Raw genomic sequence first — 16,214 nt, forward strand, 5'->3', positions numbered from 1 at the left:
CGTTGCGCGATGCAGACGATGATCACGCAGGACTCGAGCATAAACTCAAGCTGTGATCCCCTTCATATAGCAATGCTATAGGTGCTAGGGTAGCAGTCATGAGTCTAGACATCCAGCTTCCGCCGAGGGAGCGACTGCTGCAGGCAGCCGTCGAGCTCTTGGCCAATTCGGACGGGGCTCCGGTCTCCACCCGGAAGATCACCGAGCTGGCGGGGGTCACGGCGCCGACGCTGTACCACCACTTCGGGGACAAGGAAGGCCTGTTCGACGCGGTCGTTGCCGTGGGTTTCGAGCAGTACGTGGCCAGTGAAATGGACCTTGAACCCACCGGGAAGCCGCTGGACGACGTGCGGCGCATGTGGGACCAACACGTGCGCTTCGGCATCGAGAAACCGCACCTCTACCTGGTGATGTTCGGCAAGGTCAGGCCCGGAAACCGATCCAACAGGGTCTCGGAGGCGGAAGCGCTGCTGCGCGGGAAGCTCGACCGGGCGGCGGAAGCCGGGCACCTGAACGTGCCCCCGGCCGACGCGGTGCGCAGCATCATGGCCGCGAATATCGGGGTCACCCTGATGCTCATCTCCGAGCCGGAGAAGGAGCGGAACTTCGAGCTGTCCGACATGRCGCGCGATGCCGTGATCACCGCGGTGTCCTCGGAGGCCGGAATTGCCGACTCCGCCACCCCGGTGGGTGCCTCCGCGGTCGTCGTGGCCGCCATCGCGCTGAACGCCGCGTTGGAGTCCTCGAACCCGCAGCAACTTTCCAACACCGAAATGAAGATGTTCCTCGAATGGCTGCATCGCATCTCCAAGACGACATAACCGTGCACACGCGTCGGTTCCTTCCCTGCGACGGCGCAGGACTAACGATTAGGAAGAATCATGGCAACACAAACTGAGGCTGCCACCCGCGGCGGGCTGCGGGTCGGGGTGCAGAAGTTCGGCACCTTCCTCTCGGGAATGATCATGCCCAACATCGGGGCGTTCATCGCCTGGGGGTTGATCACCGCGTTGTTCATTCCCGACGGCTTCCTGCCCAACGAGCAACTTGGCTCGTTGGTGGAACCGATGATCACCTACCTGCTGCCGCTGCTGATCGGCTACACCGGCGGCAAGATGATCCACGGGGTCCGCGGCGGCGTGATCGGTGCGATCGCCACGATGGGCGTGGTGGTCGGTGCCGACATCCCGATGTTCATCGGTGCGATGATCATGGGCCCGCTCTCGGCCTGGGTCATGAAGAAGCTCGATGCCGCGTGGGAAGGCCGGGTCAAGCCGGGCTTCGAGATGCTCATCGACAACTTCTCTTCCGGCATCGTCGGGGCGGCCATGGCGATCTTCGGCATGCTGCTGGTCAACCCGCTGGTGGTGGCGTTCTCCAACGGCGCCGGCGCGGTGGTGCAGTTCCTGGTCAACCACGGACTACTGCCGCTGACCAGCATCTTCATCGAACCGGCCAAGGTCCTGTTCCTGAACAACGCCATCAACCACGGCATCCTCACCCCGCTGGGCACCGAACAGGCGCTGGAGCAGGGCAAGTCCATCCTCTTCCTGCTTGAGGCCAACCCCGGCCCGGGCTTCGGCATCCTGCTGGCTTACGCGATCTTCGGCAAGGGCCTGGCCAAGGCCTCGGCCCCGGGCGCCGCGCTGATCCAGTTCGTCGGCGGCATCCACGAGATCTACTTCCCGTACATCCTGATGAAGCCGGTCATGATCCTGGCCGCCATCGGCGGCGGCATGAGCGGGATCTTCATGCTGGTGCTCACCGGCGCCGGCCTGCGCGCGCCGGCCGCACCGGGCAGCATCTTCGCCGTGTTCGCCATGACCTCCTCGGACAGCTACCTGGGCGTCGCGCTCTCGGTGGTTGCCGCAACGGTGGTCTCCTTCCTGATCGGTTCGTTCCTGCTTAAGATCTCCAAGGCCCCCGAGGGCGACGAGCTCGGCGAGGCAGCGGCCAAGATGGAAGCCATGAAGGGCAAGAAGTCCGCGGTGGGCTTCGCCTTCGCCGCCGATGCCACTTCCGGCCCGGTGAACAACGTGGTCTTCGCCTGCGACGCGGGCATGGGGTCGAGCGCCATGGGCGCCTCGGTGTTGCGCAACATGTTCAAGAAGGCAGGGCTGGTGGACGTCAAGGTCACCAACTCGGCCATTGCGAACCTGACCGACACCTACGACATCGTCGTCACCCACCAGGACCTTGCGGCCCGTGCCACGCCCGTGACGGCCAGCGCGGTGCACGTTTCGGTGGACAACTTCATGAACAGCCCGCGCTACGAGGAAATCGTCGAGCTGGTGCGCACCCGCAACGCCGCACCGGCGGAATCCGTTTCCGTGGGCGCAGTGGCAGCAGGTGCCGGAGCCTCGGCAACCGACGAGCACGCCGGTGCCGCGGCCCACGCGGCCAAGCATGCCGCCGCCCCTGCCGAAACCGAAGCGGCCCCGGCACGCGAGGTGCTGGTCGCCGACAGCGTGGTGCTCACCGGCACCGCCGCGTCGCGCGATGCCGCCATCGACGAGGCCGGCGCCCTGCTGCTGGCACGCGGTGCGGTCAACGCGGAATACGTGGCCTCGATGCACACCCGCGAGTCCTCGGTGTCCACCTACATGGGCAACTTCCTGGCCATCCCGCACGGCACCAACGAGGCCAAGGGCAATATCGCCAGCTCCGCGGTGTCGATCATCCGCTACCCCGAGGGCATCGACTGGAACGGCAAGGAGGTCAAGTTCGTGGTCGGCATCGCCGGGGTGAACAACGAGCACCTGGCCATCCTGTCCTCGATCGCCCGGGTCTTCACCGACAAGGCGCAGGTGGCACGGCTGGAAACCGCGACCACCCGCGAGGAAATCCTGGACATCTTCGGAAAGGTCAACGCATCGTGAAGGTAGTACATTTTGGGGCCGGGAACATCGGCCGGGGATTCGTCGGGCTGCTGCTGCACGACGCGGGCTACGAGATCGTGTTTGCGGACGTGGCCGACGCGCTGATCACCGCGCTGGCTGCGGCCGACAGCTACCAGGTGCACGAGGTCGGGCAGGATCCGAAGGTGCGCACCGTGGAGAACTTCCGCGCGCTGAATTCCTCGACCCAGACCGATGCGGTCATCGACGAGATCGCCACCGCCCAGATGGTCACCACCGCCGTGGGGCCGCACATCCTGAAATTCGTCGCCCCGCTGATTGCCGCCGGCATCGCCAAGCGCGACGCCGCACTGGCACCGCTGCAGGTGATGGCGTGCGAGAACGCCATCAACGCCACCGACATCCTTGAAGCGGCGGTGCGGGCCGACGGCGCCGCCGCTGCGGAGGCCATCGACGCCAACGCGATCTTCGCCAACACCGCGGTGGATCGCATCGTGCCGAACCAGGCGCCGGGCCAGGGCCTGGACGTCACGGTGGAAACCTTCTTCGAGTGGGTCATCGACAGGACCCCGTTCGGGGATGCCGTTCCGGAGATCGGCGGAGCGACGTTCGTGGAGGACCTGGGTCCGTACATCGAGCGCAAGCTCTTCACCGTGAACACCGGGCACGCCGCAACGGCATACCTGGGCTTTGCCGCCGGCATGGAGAAGATCTCCGAAGCGATGGCCGACCCGCAGGTCTTTGCGAAGGTTGCCGCGGTGCTGGCGGAAACCAAGTCGCTGTTGGTGTCCAAGCACGGATTTGCCGAGGCCGACCAGGAGGCCTACGTGCAAAAGATCCTGGCCCGGTTCTCCAACGAGTACCTGCCCGACACCGTGGCGCGCGTGGGCCGGGCGCCGCTGCGCAAGCTCAGCCGGCACGAGCGGTTCATCGGCCCGGCCGCCGAGCTGGCTGAGAACGGCATCAAGCCGGTGGCGCTGCTCGAGGCCATGTCCGCGGCATTGCGGTTCAACGACCCGGAAGACGCCGAGGCCGCCGAACTGGCCGTGATCCTGGCGGGAAACACGAGTGAAGCAGCCACCGAGAAGATCACCGGGCTGGCTGAGGGGCACCCGCTCTTCGGATCGGTGAACGAACTGGTCAAGGCCGCGCAAGCCGGCTGATTCCACATCCGGGTCCGGGCCATGGCAAGGACCGTTGAACGGCCACGCGTAAGGTGCCGGTTCCCTTCTCCAGCGGAGAAGGGAACCGGCACCTTTTGTCGTTGGTCGGGGCGCCGTTTCCGGTCTGCCCCGGGAGTCGGAAGGGGGCAGTGCGGCACCACAGGGTGTTTCGACGGCCGCGAGGGGCTGTTGCGCGGTCTGCCTCGCCAACGACCCGTCGCGCTACGTGATGCATTTTTCGCGGAACGGCCAGTTCAAACCCATCGATGGCATGGAAACAGGACGGTGGAGGAGAAAGTCCAACGTGAGTTCTTTCGGGAACATGAAACCGGGCGCCGCGCCGAAAACCCTGGCTGGGTTGAAAGGACACCGGGCGGGCTCGTGGAACTTCGTCACGCGCAACGCATGGGGCTCGCGGGAAGCCGCCACCTGACGTAGCAACCGTGGAAGGAGCGCAGTTGGAGTACGAATGGTCTTGGGCCCGGTGTGGGCCTCGAATATCAAGTTGTGGCGTGAAAGTGTTGTGGATCGGTCCTGAAGTGACTGTGTCAGCTGTCTCGCTGCTGACTACCGACCGGTCGAGATGGTGTCCGTCGAACCATCGGGGGCACGCCCCAGGAACCAATTGGCAATTGTTTCCCGGCTGACCGTGAAAGTTCGACCCGACAATGTTAAGGTCGGCTCATGGACATCCGGTTGGTTGAGCTTGGCAGCGGGATCCGAATCGCCTGTCACCTATCGGGCCCCTTGGGCGGACCTGCGATGGTGTTGTTGCACGCGTTGGGGGAGCAAGCCGCCAGCTGGTCCGGAGTCGCGCCACGGTTCGCTTCGCGGTACAGGGTGGTGAATCTGGAATTGCGCGGTCACGGCAGCAGCGATCGACCGGGGGTCTACTCGTTCGAACTCATGCGCGATGACGTCATTGAAGTCCTTGAGGTTCTCGGTTTGCATGATGTGGTGCTGGTTGGCCACTCGATGGGCGGTGCGGTGGCCTACCTGGTTGCCCAGGCGCAACCGGGTCGCATCGCGCGATTGGTGGTCGAGGACGTTCCTCCGCCGTTTCCCCGTGTCCGGCAGGTGCCCGAAAGACCCAAGGGTGCACTGGGGTTCGATTGGGCCGTTGTCCCGGCAATTGTCGACCAGGTCAACGACCCCACCCGGCGTTGGTGGAAGCGGCTGACCGATATTTCATCTCCCACGTTGCTCATCGGTGGCGGTCCCGCCAGTCACATCCCGCAGGAGTTGCTCGTGGAGGTCTCCGAAACCATCCCCGAATGCACCCTCGTCACCATGCCCGTTGGCCATAACGTTCATCAGGTGCAACCGAGCAATTTTTCCGACGTTGTCTTGGGGTGGTTGGCCGACGCCGACGCGAAGCCGGTTGCGGGAGCTCCACGGTTTGAGCCGAAGGAGTGATTCCCCCGCCGGGGGCTCTCCATGTCGGCTTCGCCGACCGGAACCAGGAGCCGGAACCGGCATCGCGTGGCAGAATAAAAACATGGACTCGAACCAGCTGCTCGTCAATTCCGCCATTGAACAACTGCGGAGCAGGTGGCCCGGGGCGCAGGACTCTGTGGCGGCCGCTGCCGTTGTCCTGGAGGACGGCCAGATCCTGACCAGCGTCAGTTTCGACAATTTCAATGCCGCCGCGACGCTGTGCGCCGAGGCCGGAGCGGTCGCCCAGGCCTACACCCTCGGAAAGCGTGTGGTGGCTTCGGCCTGCGTAACCAACGGCACCGAAGAGGGGACCTACCAGGTGCTTGCGCCCTGCGGCATCTGCCAGGAACGCCTGGCCGTCTGGGGGCCCGAGGTCCTGGCCGCCGTGCCGGGTTCGGCTGGAAACGATACGTGGGAGATGCTGACGCTGCGGAAGCTGAACCCCTACTACTGGGCAACCTCGTTCACTGCGGACGGGCACTGGCCCTCAACCGCAGAACACGGGGAGTAGGTTTCAGGGCCCGGCGCGGTCACCAGAGGTTGCGGTCGACCGCTGCCGAACGGATCTTGGCCAGCATTGTGCCGAATTGTTCCTGTTCGGCCGCGGACAGCGGGTCGAAGAGCGTTTCGCGCACGAACGAGACGTGGTCGGGGGCCGCGCTGCGAATCGTTTTCCAGCCGGCATCGCTCAGCTTGATGTCTTGGCCCCGGCCGTCGGAGCTGGAGGCGCAGCGCTCGATCAGGCCCTTGGCCTCCATCCGGCGCAACAGGTGCGAGACCCGGGATCGCTCCCATTGCAGCGTCGCGGCCAGGTCGCCCGAGCGCAGGGCCTCGGGGGCCGCTTCCGAAACGGCGGCGAGCACCGCATATTCCCCGCCGGACATCCCGGCGTCGCGGATGAGCTGGCGATCCATCGCGCGGGGGAACCCCCAGAGGAATTCCCGGAACTCCAGCCACAGCTGGGCTTCTACTTCGTTGAGCCAACGGGGCTCGGACATGGTGCGCCTCACACTTCTTCACATTTAGTTGACATGTCAATCTTCTCCCGGCAGGATAGAGATATCAAGTTTTAGTTGACGCGTCAGTAAATAGCCTGCGTGTCACCCCCCAGACCAAGGAGACCCAGCATGACCAAGATTGCCATCATCACCGGTTCAACCCGCCCGGGACGCAACAACGCCGGCGTGGCCCAGTGGGTCCTGGAGCAGGCGAACCTGCGCGGCGACGCCGACTACGAGCTCGTTGACATCGCCGATTTCAACCTGGCACTACTGGATGAAGCCTACCCGGCTGCCTACCAGAACTACCAGAACGAGGCCACCAAGGCCTGGTCGGCCAAGATCGCCGAATTCGATGGCTACGTCTTCGTCACCCCCGAGTACAACCACTCGGTCGCACCGGCCCTGGCCAACGCGCTGTCCTACCTGAACGCCGAGTTCGCCAACAAGGCCGCCGGCATCGTCTCCTACGGCTCGGCCATGGGCGTGCGCGCCGTCGAGCACCTGCGCGGCATCCTCTCCGAGCTGCAGGTCGCCCACGTGCAGAAGACCGGCATGTTCTCGCTGTTCACCGACTTCGAGAACTTCTCGGTGTTCAAGCCCACCGAACTGCAGGCAGCCTCGCTGGCACCGGTCCTGGACCAGCTGGTGCCGTGGACCGTTGCCATGAAGACCGTGCGCGACGCAGCACTGGTTTCCGCCTAAGGGCCAACCGCCCAAGACAACATCACTTGGCCGCTCCCCGTGCAACATGGGGGCGCGGGGACCGGCCAAGCGATTCCCCCCGGGCCGCCCGCCTCGTGCCGTTCAACGGACGTGCGGCCCGGCCCGCGGGATCAAGGCCTGCCCCGGAGAAGTCCACGGGCAGGCCATTCCTTTTCCTCCATGGTGCTTCAGGGCGCCCGAACATAGGGTTGGGTTATGAGCGAACAGCAGCACAGCACCGCCGGTGCATACGTCACGGGCGCGGAATTCACGCGCGACACCAACTACATCCAGGACCGGATCGTCGCCGATCCCGACGCCGTGCGCGCCTCCGGCGGGCCGACCGCGGGGACCATCGGCAACGTGCACGCGGGTGCGGCCGAGGGTGCCGAACTCTGGCCGGTCCAGGCCGACCGCTACCGGCTGGTTGCCGCGCGCGCCTGCCCCTGGGCCAACCGTGCCATCATCGTGCGGCGCCTGCTGGGCTTGGAGGACGCGATCTCCCTGGGCACCCCCGGGCCGGTGCACGACGTGCGGTCCTGGACCTTCGACCTCGATGAGGGCGGGGTGGACCCGGTGCTGGGCACCGAACGCATCCAGGAGAACTACTTCAAGCGCTTTGCGAACTACCCGCGCGGCATCACCGTGCCGGCTATCGTCGATGTGCCCTCCGGTGCCGTGGTCACCAACGACTACCCGCAGATCACCCTGGACCTCTCCACCCAGTGGAAGGAATTCCACCGCGAAGGCGCCCCGGACCTGCTGCCCGAGGACAAGCTCGAGGAGATGATGCCGGTCATCAAGCGCATCTTCACCGAGGTCAACAACGGCGTCTACCGCTGCGGATTTGCCGGAAGCCAGCAGGCCTACGACGAGGCCTACGACCGGCTCTGGACGGCCATGGACTGGCTGGAGGAACGCCTGGCAACCCGCCGCTTCCTGATGGGCGACTCGGTCACAGAGGCCGACGTGCGCCTGTTCACCACGCTGGTGCGCTTCGATGCGGTCTACCACGGGCACTTCAAGACCAACCGGAACAAGCTCACCGAGATGCCGAACCTCTGGGCCTACGCCCGCGAGCTGTTCCAGCTTCCGGGCTTCGGCGACACCGTCGACTTCGACCAGATCAAGAAGCACTACTACGTGGTCCACGAGGACATCAACCCGACGCAGATCGTCCCGGTCGGCCCGGACCTGGAAAACTGGCTCGAGCCGCACGGCCGCGAGGCCCTCGGCGGGAACCCCTGGGGCAACGGCACCGCTCCGGAGCCGGTCCGCGAATCCGAGCAGGTCGCCGCCGGGCACAACCCGCTCTACCCGCTGGCCTAGGAACCACCGGGCCAAAAGCACGTGTGAAGCAAGCCCAGAACCCCCACCCGAGATTCCCGGGCRGGGGTTCTGGGCTTCTGCGTCGTTCAACCGCGCCGATTCCACCGCCGGCAACCCTGGCCACGCTCCGCGGGCCGGGTCTAGCGTGAAGCCATGGAACGAACACTTGCAGGAAAGATCGCCCTGGTGGCCGGGGCAACGCGCGGGGCCGGGAGTGGCATTGCCGTCGCGCTGGGCGAGGCCGGGGCCACGGTGTACTGCACCGGGCGCAGCACCCGGGAAGCCCGCAGCGAGTACGACCGCCCCGAAACCATCGAGGAAACGGCAGAACGTGTCACCGCGGCCGGCGGCACCGGGATCGCGGTGGCGGTTGACCACCTGGAGTCCGATGCAGTTGCCGCGCTGGTGGCGCGCATCGAAGCCGAGCAGGGCAGGCTGGATCTGCTGGTCAACGACATCTGGGGCGGGGAAAAACTCATTCAGTGGGAACAAAACATCTGGGAGCATGACCTCGAGGCCGGCCTGCACATGCTGGAACTTGGGGTGAAGACGCACCTGATCACCTCCCACCACGCGCTGGGGCTGCTTTCCCGGAAGCCCGGCGGACTGGTTGTCGAGGTGACCGACGGGACCAGGGAATTCAACTGGAGCCACTATCGGGTCTCCACGTTCTACGACCTGGCCAAGAACGCTGCGTTGCGCATGGCCTTCACTCTCGCCCACGAACTCAAGCCCCACGGGTGCGCTGCAGTGGTCGTGAGCCCGGGGTGGCTGCGCTCGGAGATGATGCTGGAGCACTACGGGGTGACCGAGGCCAACTGGCAAAGCTCCCCGGAGGAAGCGGGGCACTTTGCCGCGATCAGCGAATCCCCGCGCTTCGTGGGCCGGGCAATCGCCTCGCTCGCCGCGGATCCCGAGCTTCTCTCGCGCAGCGGCGGGTCATTCTCCAGCGGGGGGCTTGCCCGCGACTACGGTTTCACGGACCTGGACGGGTCGGCGCCCGATTGCTGGCGCTACATGGACGAGGTGCAGGGAGCCGGGCTGCCGGCCAACGGTGCCGGGTATCGGTGACGGACACGGCAACCAGCCAAGCGGCAGCCTGCCGGGTGCCCCTGGCGCGGCCGTCCTGAAACCGCAGCAACCAGCCATCACCGGTCGGTGAAGCACGGTGTTCCGGTGCGCTAACGGTGTGCCACCACGATCAGTTCCCCGGCGCCGCGGCCCACCGGTTCCCGGTGCCAGCCGCCGAACACCGCATCGACCTGCAGGTCCGCGGCGGCCAGAGCGGTTCGCAATTGCTCCTCGCTGCGGAAGGCCAGCACGGCGTCCTCGAACTCCCGGTTTCCATCCGCCAGCAGGCGGTGCTCGGTGATGGCAACCAGGCCGCGTTCGCGTTCCTGGGCATCGATCCACAAATGGACGCCGGTTCCGTCGGCCAGCGTGTACTGGCTGCGGGTGCTGCCCGGGGTCCAGCGTTCCCAGGCCCGTGCCCGAGGATCGCGTGAGTCGAACACCAGCCGCCCGCCGGGCCGCAAGGCGGAGCGGATATCGGCCAGGGTGCGCTGCCATTCGTCATCGTCGTTGATGGCCTGGGCCACGTGCGAACTCATCAGCACCGCATCGAAGCTGGTGCCCGGCGGCAGCTGCGCCGAGGTGCCATCGATCCAGTCGACCGCCTGGGCACCGGGCTTTGTCCTGGCGGCGGCCAGCGATCCGGCGTGCGGGTCCAGGCCGGTGACCCGGTGTCCGGCCCGGGCCAGGGCGATGGTCAGCCGACCGGTGCCGCAGCCGAGGTCAAGCACCCTGCTGCGGGGCTGCTCGTCAATGAAGGCGAAGAAGAAATCCTCGGCCACGGTCCAGGTGTTCTCGGCATCGTAAAGATCCGCGTGCTGCTCCGGGGTCAGGAATGATTGCATGGCCCGAGCTTAAACGAATTTTGCCAAAGATTGTATAAACATTGTGTTCCGATTGATGCGAAACTCCTCGAAACCGGTGGTGCCGGGAACTGCGCTCCGCCGGAGGCCGGCGTGGAATCCGGGCACTTCCGAGGGGCAACATGGCGCTTCGGACGGACACCGTACCCGCGGTGCGGTGCGCCGGAGGTGTGGGCGACGGGCGAAAACCAACGGCGGCAGCTCGGTGCGGATGCCGAGGAATCAGCTGGGCTTGCGGGCGGACCAAATCATGTTGGTGCGCAGGTACTTCGGCTTGACCTTGACGTCCTCGAAGCCTGCCTTGATGAATCGCTCGCGCAATGCCTCGGGAGACAGGAAGCCCAGGGTCGAATCGACCAGGTACTCGTAGGACGCCCGGTCCTTGCCGATGAACTGCCCCAGCGTCGGGATGACGATGCGCATGCCCAGGCGGATGGCCGGTGCCAACGGCCCGGCCGGGGGGGAAGACTCCAATGCGGAGACCATGCCGCCGGGCTTGAGCACCCGAAACTGTTCGGCCAGCACCTTGTCCAGGTCGCTGACGTTGCGCAGCAGGTAGCCGTGGGTGACCGCATCGAAGGAGGAATCGGCGAAGGGAAGGTCATGGGCGTCGGCAAACTGCCATTCGATGCCGTCGCCGCCGTTGATCTGCCGGGCCAAGGCCAGCATCGAGTCGGAGAAATCGGCGCCGGTGATGCTGGCCGCGGGGTACTGTTTGCGGATTTCGCGGGCGATGACACCGGTTCCGGTGGCCAGGTCAAGGTAGTCGCGTCCCGGGAACGAGGTGGCGCGGGCGGCTACCTCGCGGCACCACGTTTGGTGCGAGCCCAGGGTCATCAGGCGGTTGATCAGGTCGTAGCGCCGGGCGACGGAATTGAAGGTCGCCTGGACTGAGGAATCTTTGTTTTGCATGGCCGCCGGTTCTTGCGTGGGAGTGCTGGTGGGTTCGCCTTCGAGTCTATGTGAGGGCACGGTCCGAAGACGTCATTGCGGGCCCCTGTCCGGGCAAGGTTGCGGCGCCGTGCCACCATGGGAAGCATGGAGATTTCCACCAGAAGGTTGCTGCTGCGCGAGTACCGCCCCGGCGACCTGGACGCCGTGCATGCCTTCGCCTCAGACCCGGTGGTGTGCGCTTTCGCCGAATGGGGGCCAAACACGCCGCAGGACACCGCGGCGTTTTTGGAAGAATGCGCCGCGGAGCAGGTTGCGGTGCCGCGGGAGACCTGGACCTTGGCGATTGCCTGGGGCGGCTCGGTCATCGGTTCGGTGGCGCTGATGACGGGGGAATCGGACCTGGTCCACGGGCCCGGTGAAGCGGAGCTCGGTTACGTCCTGGACCGTAACGCCTGGGGCAACGGGTACGCGGCGGAGGCCGCCGAAGCGCTGCTGGCTTGGGCCGGGGCGCATCGGGGGATCACGAGGGTGGTGGCCACCTGCCGGCCGGAGAACACCGGCTCGGTGCGGGTGCTGGAAAAGATCGGGATGCAGCAGGTGGACTACCTGTACGAGCACAAGCGCATCGACGGAAAAGCCCGGGATTCGCTCGTGTTTTCCGGCCTGCTTCCGGTGGGCCAACCGGCCGGGACATCGGCCGGCTAGAGGTTCACCGCCCGGGATGCCGGGCGGCCGGTTGCGGGAAGCACTCGCCGCCACGATCGGTGTTCCACCGCCAAGGGAGGGCCGACGCCGCGCTGGCCTCGAACAGAATGCTGGCTCGGAAATGCTTCACGCGTCCTGTCTGGGGACACCCCGCTCTCTGCACCAGAAAACGCCAATCGAGGCCGGGTGCGGGAGGAATGTGGTGACGGTAAATCCACTTCATCGATAACTGTCCGCCGCCGCTCCCGAAGTCTCCGAGCGCCTGCTGACGGACCCTCCGCCGGTAGTGGGGCTGGTCCATGTCTTGGCGGTGCTCGGGCTTGGGTGATGCCAGGTCGCTTAGTCCCCCTGGTCGTTGGCCACTGGGCCGGGACTCAACGAACGCGTATTCAACGTTGTCGGAGACGGGCGCTTCCCGCCCGGGCCACGGCGGATTTTTCTGCGCCGGGACCGGATCCTCGGTCGCCTCGGCACCGGATCCGCGAGTTCCGCTCGACCCCTGGTCGAGGTGTCGGGAGCTTCGGGCATGTCTTGGCGGATGCTCCCTTTTGGCGAACCAGCCATGCGGGTTTGCAGCTTCCGGGCAGCAACTGCGTTTCGCATATGGCAGGCTTGTGACCGACCTGACCCAACTTTATACAGCTAACCAATAGACTTTATGTCAGGCGAGGCAATCGAGGGAGCCCGACCGGGTGCCCAAACCGACGCTTCACGAAGTATGCACAGCACGAGAAGCGCCGGAAACTTGAGGCTCCGCCAAGGCCGAATACTTGAACCATGCCGCGCCTTTTGGCCCGTCAGTCAGCCCACGAAGGAATCGACATGCTCGCATTCGCAGTGATCGGAGGCATTGGCCTCCTGCTCCTCATCCTGTCCATGACCCTGGGAGAGCTTGTCGATTTCTTCGACGGAATCATCTCCACCACTGCCGTCGGTGCGGCAGCCACGCTTTTCGGCGCCGCGGGTGCGATTGTGTTGCTCAACAACGGTCCACTCTTTCTGGCCTACAGCGCGGGTGCCCTTCTGGGCGTGATTGGCATCGTCGGCGTAGCGCTGCTTGCCCGAAAGCTGGCAAGAATCTCCGACGCACAGCCGCACGAAGTCATCGGTTTGCTTGGCATTGCCACCACAGACATCAACGACATCGTCGGGAAAGTTCAGCTGGACCACCCCGACGAAATCAATCAGCGCCTCGTATTTTCAAGCAGCCCTATCGAGAAGGACACACCAATTGCCGTCGTGGCTATTGTTGGAGACCGCATCAGGGTCGCATCCACCTCTGAACTGAACGGATTTTAGCCATGGATCTTGCCGTAAATGGAACCGTCATCGCCGTCGCAGCAATCCTTGCTGTCCTCATAGCCCTCATCTGGTATGCCACCACCCGGCTGGTCACCGTCGCCCCCAACCAGGCCGTCATTCGCGCCGGCAAGGGGGCAAAGGGACAGGTGCAAATATTCACCAAGGGCATCGTACTTTTCCTGCCGGTCATTCACCAGAAATACGTCATGTCGCTGGAGCAGCGCCAGGTGGAGCTTGCCGTGGAAGGCGTTGACAAGAACTTCATCACCACCTCGGTGACCGCCAGCCTGAACTTCAAGTTCGACGACTCGGTGGAGGGAATGAGCAAGGCCGTCCAGCGCTTTCTCACACACTCCAAGGAAGACCTGAACGCCTCGGTGACCAAGTCGGCCGAGGGCGTTCTGCGCGGCATCGTTTCGGCCATGTCGGTGGAGGACGCCAACAACAACCGCAAGGAATTCCAGGACCAGTCCCTGGAATCGGCCGTCACCCAGTTCGCCGAGCAGGGCATCCAGATTGACGCCTTCAACATCTCGTCGGTCAGCACGCCCTCGCGCACCGTGATCGGCCCGGACAACAAGCCGACCGTCATCGACTACCTGGAAGAGGTCGGCAAGCCGGGCCTGGAACGCGCCAAGCGCGAAGCCCGCGTCGCCACGTCCAAGGCCTTCCAGGAATCGGAAGCTGCCCGCATCGAGCAGGAAGGGGCCACTGCGGCCCTAGCCCGTGACCTCGCGATCAAGAAATCCGAGTTCAAGGCCGAGGAAGACCGTGCAGCAGCCATCGCCAGCTCGGCCCATGAGCTGGCCAAGGCAGAGCAGGACGTCCTGGTTGCAGAACTCGAGCGCAAGGCGCTGGCCGAAAAGGCCCTGGTGGAGCAGGAACGCCTGGACATCGATGTCCACAAGCCGGCCGACGCCCAGGCCTACAAGCTCCGTACCGAGGCACAGGCCAAGCGCGATGCCGACGTCTTCAATGCAACGGCCCGCTCCGAGTCCAAGGCCATCGAGGCCGACGGCGCCAAGCGCGCATCCATCGCCGACGCCGAGGCCCGCGCGGCCGCCCAGACCGTGGAGGCAGAAGCTTCGAAGAACGCCGAGGTGTTCCGCGCCGAGGGTCAGGCCACCGCCGTGGAGCTCAATGCGAAGGCCGAGGCAACGGCCGTTGAATACAACGCCAAGGCCGAGGCCGACGCGATTCGCCTGCGCGGCGAGGCCGAGGGCGCGTCCATTTCCGCCATCGGTGCGGCAACCGCTTCGGCAGAGGATGCAAGGGCCACCGCACTGACCGGCCACACCCAGGCCAGCCTGGCGTTCCTGGCGATCAGTGCTTTGCCGGAGATCGTCAAGGCCAGCTCGGATGCCGTCTCCGGCATCGACAACTACACGGTCATCAGTTCGGACGGTGCATCCGATGCCGTCAAGCAGGCGAACCGCATCGTCACCGAGGGCCTCGCCATGATCAAGGGCAGCACCGAGATCGACATCGCCGGAATGCTCTCCGGGTTCCTGAACGGCGCGGAAACAACCCCCGAGGCGGCACCGGCACCCGTCCTGCGCTCCGAGGAAACGGTCGCCGAGCAGAACTGACCTAACCGCCGGACCCACCCACCGATCGCCCCGCCAAACCGGCGGGGCGATCGGCCGTGGAGCACCCGGCCCAGTGGACAAAAGGCCGGAGCGTGAGTCGATGGTTCCGGCGGTGGGCCGCCCGGACCAGCTACAGCGCGGTGCTGCCGGCCTCCGCGACCTCCTGGTCCTGGGCCCCGGACCCGCCACTGACCCCGACGGCGCCGACGACCACGCCGTCGCGGGTCACCGGGATGCCGCCGGCGAAGATCATGATGCGCCCGTGGTTGGAGGCGTGGATGCCGTAGAACTGCTGGGTGGGTTGCGAATTTTCCGCGAGGTCCTTGGTGGGGAGGTCGAAGGCCCGGGCGGTGAAGGCCTTGTTGATGGAGATGTCGATGCTGCCCAGCCAGGCACCGTCCATCCGCACGTGGGAGACGAGGTTTCCGCCGGCGTCGACGACGGCGATGTTCATGGGCTGGCCGATTTTGGTGGCGCGCTCCTCGGCGGCGGCAATGATGGTGCGGGCATCCGCGAGATTCAATGACATGGCACTGCTCCTTCTTGAAATTTGGGTCGATGGCTACCTGGAGAGGTAGCCGTTGGGGTCCAGGACGTACTTGGTGGCCGCGCCGGCGTCGAACTCGGCGTAGCCGCGCGGGGCGTCGGACAGGGGGATGGCCTGGGCGTTGACGGCCTTGGCGATGTGGATGCGATCGTGCAGGATCGCCATCATCAACTGTCGGTTGTACTTCATCACCGGGCACTGGCCGGTGGCGAAGGACAGGGACTTGGCCCAGCCGGTGCCCAGGGACAGCGACAGGCTGCCCTTCTGGGCGGCCTCGTCCACGGCGCCGGGGTCCCCGGTGACGTAGAGGCCGGGGATGCCCAGGGAGCCGCCGGCCCGGGTGAGGTCCATCAGGGAGTTCAGCACGGTGGCCGGGGCCTCCTGGGCGTGGGTGCCGTGGCCGTGGCCGCGGGCCTCGAAGCCGACGGCGTCGATGCCGCAGTCGACCTCGCGCACGCCGAGGATTTGCTCGATCTGGTCGGCCGGGTCCCCGGCGCCGACGTTGATCGCCTCGCAGCCGAAGGAGCGTGCCTGGGCGAGGCGGTCCTCGTTCAGGTCCCCGACGATGACCACCGCGGCGCCCAGCAGCTGGGCGGAGGCGGCGGCGGCGAGCCCGACGGGTCCGGCGCCGGCGACGTAGACGGTGGAGCCGACGGTGACCCCGGCGGTGACCGCGCCGTGGAAGCCGGTGGGCAGGATGTCGGAGAGCATGGTCAGGTCCATGATCTTTTCCAGGGCCTGGTCGCGGTCGGG

Annotated in this window: 16 protein-coding genes; 11 read left to right on the top strand and 5 right to left on the bottom strand. The window is 65.7% G+C overall.

The window, feature by feature from the left end; all coding sequences use genetic code 11:
* Positions 1-98: 98 nt before the first annotated feature.
* From BLJ79_RS20835 to BLJ79_RS20855, 5 genes are all read left to right on the top strand, one after another.
* The gene (locus tag BLJ79_RS20835) at positions 99-821 is read left to right on the top strand and encodes a TetR/AcrR family transcriptional regulator (RefSeq protein WP_071216731.1); all 723 of its coding nucleotides are present in this window, start codon (positions 99-101) and stop codon (positions 819-821) included.
* Between the two features lie 60 nt (positions 822-881).
* Positions 882-2,879, top strand: a complete 1,998-nt coding sequence (locus BLJ79_RS20840) for a PTS mannitol transporter subunit IICBA (RefSeq protein WP_071216732.1) — start codon at positions 882-884, stop codon at positions 2,877-2,879.
* Positions 2,876-4,021, top strand: coding sequence for a mannitol-1-phosphate 5-dehydrogenase (locus BLJ79_RS20845; protein ID WP_071216733.1), 1,146 nt, complete (start codon positions 2,876-2,878; stop codon positions 4,019-4,021). Before BLJ79_RS20840 ends, BLJ79_RS20845 begins: the two co-directional genes overlap by 4 nt.
* Positions 4,022-4,783: 762 nt before the next feature.
* Positions 4,784-5,437, top strand: coding sequence for an alpha/beta fold hydrolase (locus BLJ79_RS20850; RefSeq protein ID WP_286135803.1), 654 nt, complete (start codon positions 4,784-4,786; stop codon positions 5,435-5,437).
* Positions 5,438-5,519: 82 nt separating this feature from the next.
* On the top strand, positions 5,520-5,969 hold the full coding sequence (locus tag BLJ79_RS20855) for a cytidine deaminase (RefSeq protein WP_071216735.1): 450 nt from the start codon (positions 5,520-5,522) through the stop codon (positions 5,967-5,969).
* Between the two features lie 19 nt (positions 5,970-5,988).
* On the opposite strand, the gene BLJ79_RS20860 is transcribed toward BLJ79_RS20855, so the two are convergent.
* The gene (locus BLJ79_RS20860) at positions 5,989-6,456 is read right to left on the bottom strand and encodes a MarR family winged helix-turn-helix transcriptional regulator (RefSeq protein ID WP_071216736.1); all 468 of its coding nucleotides are present in this window, start codon (positions 6,454-6,456) and stop codon (positions 5,989-5,991) included.
* 129 nt (positions 6,457-6,585) lie between these two features.
* Between BLJ79_RS20860 and BLJ79_RS20865 the strand changes: the two genes are divergently transcribed.
* The 3 genes from BLJ79_RS20865 to BLJ79_RS20875 all read left to right on the top strand — a co-directional run bounded on the left by BLJ79_RS20865 (position 6,586) and on the right by BLJ79_RS20875 (position 9,561).
* The gene (locus BLJ79_RS20865) at positions 6,586-7,161 is read left to right on the top strand and encodes an NADPH-dependent FMN reductase (protein ID WP_071216737.1); all 576 of its coding nucleotides are present in this window, start codon (positions 6,586-6,588) and stop codon (positions 7,159-7,161) included.
* Between the two features lie 216 nt (positions 7,162-7,377).
* Complete coding sequence (locus BLJ79_RS20870; RefSeq protein ID WP_071216738.1) at positions 7,378-8,490, top strand: glutathione S-transferase family protein; 1,113 nt, start codon at positions 7,378-7,380, stop codon at positions 8,488-8,490.
* A gap of 153 nt (positions 8,491-8,643) precedes the next feature.
* Complete coding sequence (locus BLJ79_RS20875) at positions 8,644-9,561, top strand: SDR family oxidoreductase (protein WP_071216739.1); 918 nt, start codon at positions 8,644-8,646, stop codon at positions 9,559-9,561.
* 110 nt (positions 9,562-9,671) lie between these two features.
* Here BLJ79_RS20875 and BLJ79_RS20880 read toward each other — a convergent pair whose 3' ends face one another.
* Together BLJ79_RS20880 and BLJ79_RS20885 are read right to left on the bottom strand one after the other, a co-directional pair.
* Positions 9,672-10,406, bottom strand: a complete 735-nt coding sequence (locus BLJ79_RS20880; RefSeq protein WP_071216740.1) for a class I SAM-dependent methyltransferase — start codon at positions 10,404-10,406, stop codon at positions 9,672-9,674.
* A 240-nt stretch (positions 10,407-10,646) separates the two neighbouring features.
* Entirely contained in the window at positions 10,647-11,336 is a 690-nt protein-coding gene (locus BLJ79_RS20885) for a ubiquinone/menaquinone biosynthesis methyltransferase (RefSeq protein ID WP_071216741.1), read from the bottom strand.
* 126 nt (positions 11,337-11,462) lie between these two features.
* Between BLJ79_RS20885 and BLJ79_RS20890 the strand changes: the two genes are divergently transcribed.
* The 3 genes from BLJ79_RS20890 to BLJ79_RS20900 all read left to right on the top strand — a co-directional run bounded on the left by BLJ79_RS20890 (position 11,463) and on the right by BLJ79_RS20900 (position 14,914).
* Positions 11,463-12,023: a GNAT family N-acetyltransferase gene (locus BLJ79_RS20890; RefSeq protein ID WP_071216750.1), complete on the top strand. Its 561-nt coding sequence runs from the start codon at positions 11,463-11,465 to the stop codon at positions 12,021-12,023.
* Between the two features lie 822 nt (positions 12,024-12,845).
* Positions 12,846-13,322 (top strand): NfeD family protein, encoded by a 477-nt coding sequence (locus BLJ79_RS20895; protein WP_071216742.1) that lies wholly within the window; start codon positions 12,846-12,848, stop codon positions 13,320-13,322.
* Between the two features lie 2 nt (positions 13,323-13,324).
* The gene (locus BLJ79_RS20900; RefSeq protein WP_071216743.1) at positions 13,325-14,914 is read left to right on the top strand and encodes an SPFH domain-containing protein; all 1,590 of its coding nucleotides are present in this window, start codon (positions 13,325-13,327) and stop codon (positions 14,912-14,914) included.
* A 130-nt stretch (positions 14,915-15,044) separates the two neighbouring features.
* Here BLJ79_RS20900 and BLJ79_RS20905 read toward each other — a convergent pair whose 3' ends face one another.
* Complete coding sequence (locus BLJ79_RS20905) at positions 15,045-15,443, bottom strand: GlcG/HbpS family heme-binding protein (RefSeq protein WP_071216744.1); 399 nt, start codon at positions 15,441-15,443, stop codon at positions 15,045-15,047.
* A gap of 33 nt (positions 15,444-15,476) precedes the next feature.
* Positions 15,477-16,214 (bottom strand): zinc-binding dehydrogenase (locus BLJ79_RS20910; RefSeq protein ID WP_139194999.1); only part of this gene is annotated, 738 nt, incomplete at its 5' end.

The sequence above is a fragment of the Arthrobacter sp. UCD-GKA genome (assembly GCF_001863355.1).
Lineage (GTDB): Bacteria > Actinomycetota > Actinomycetes > Actinomycetales > Micrococcaceae > Paeniglutamicibacter.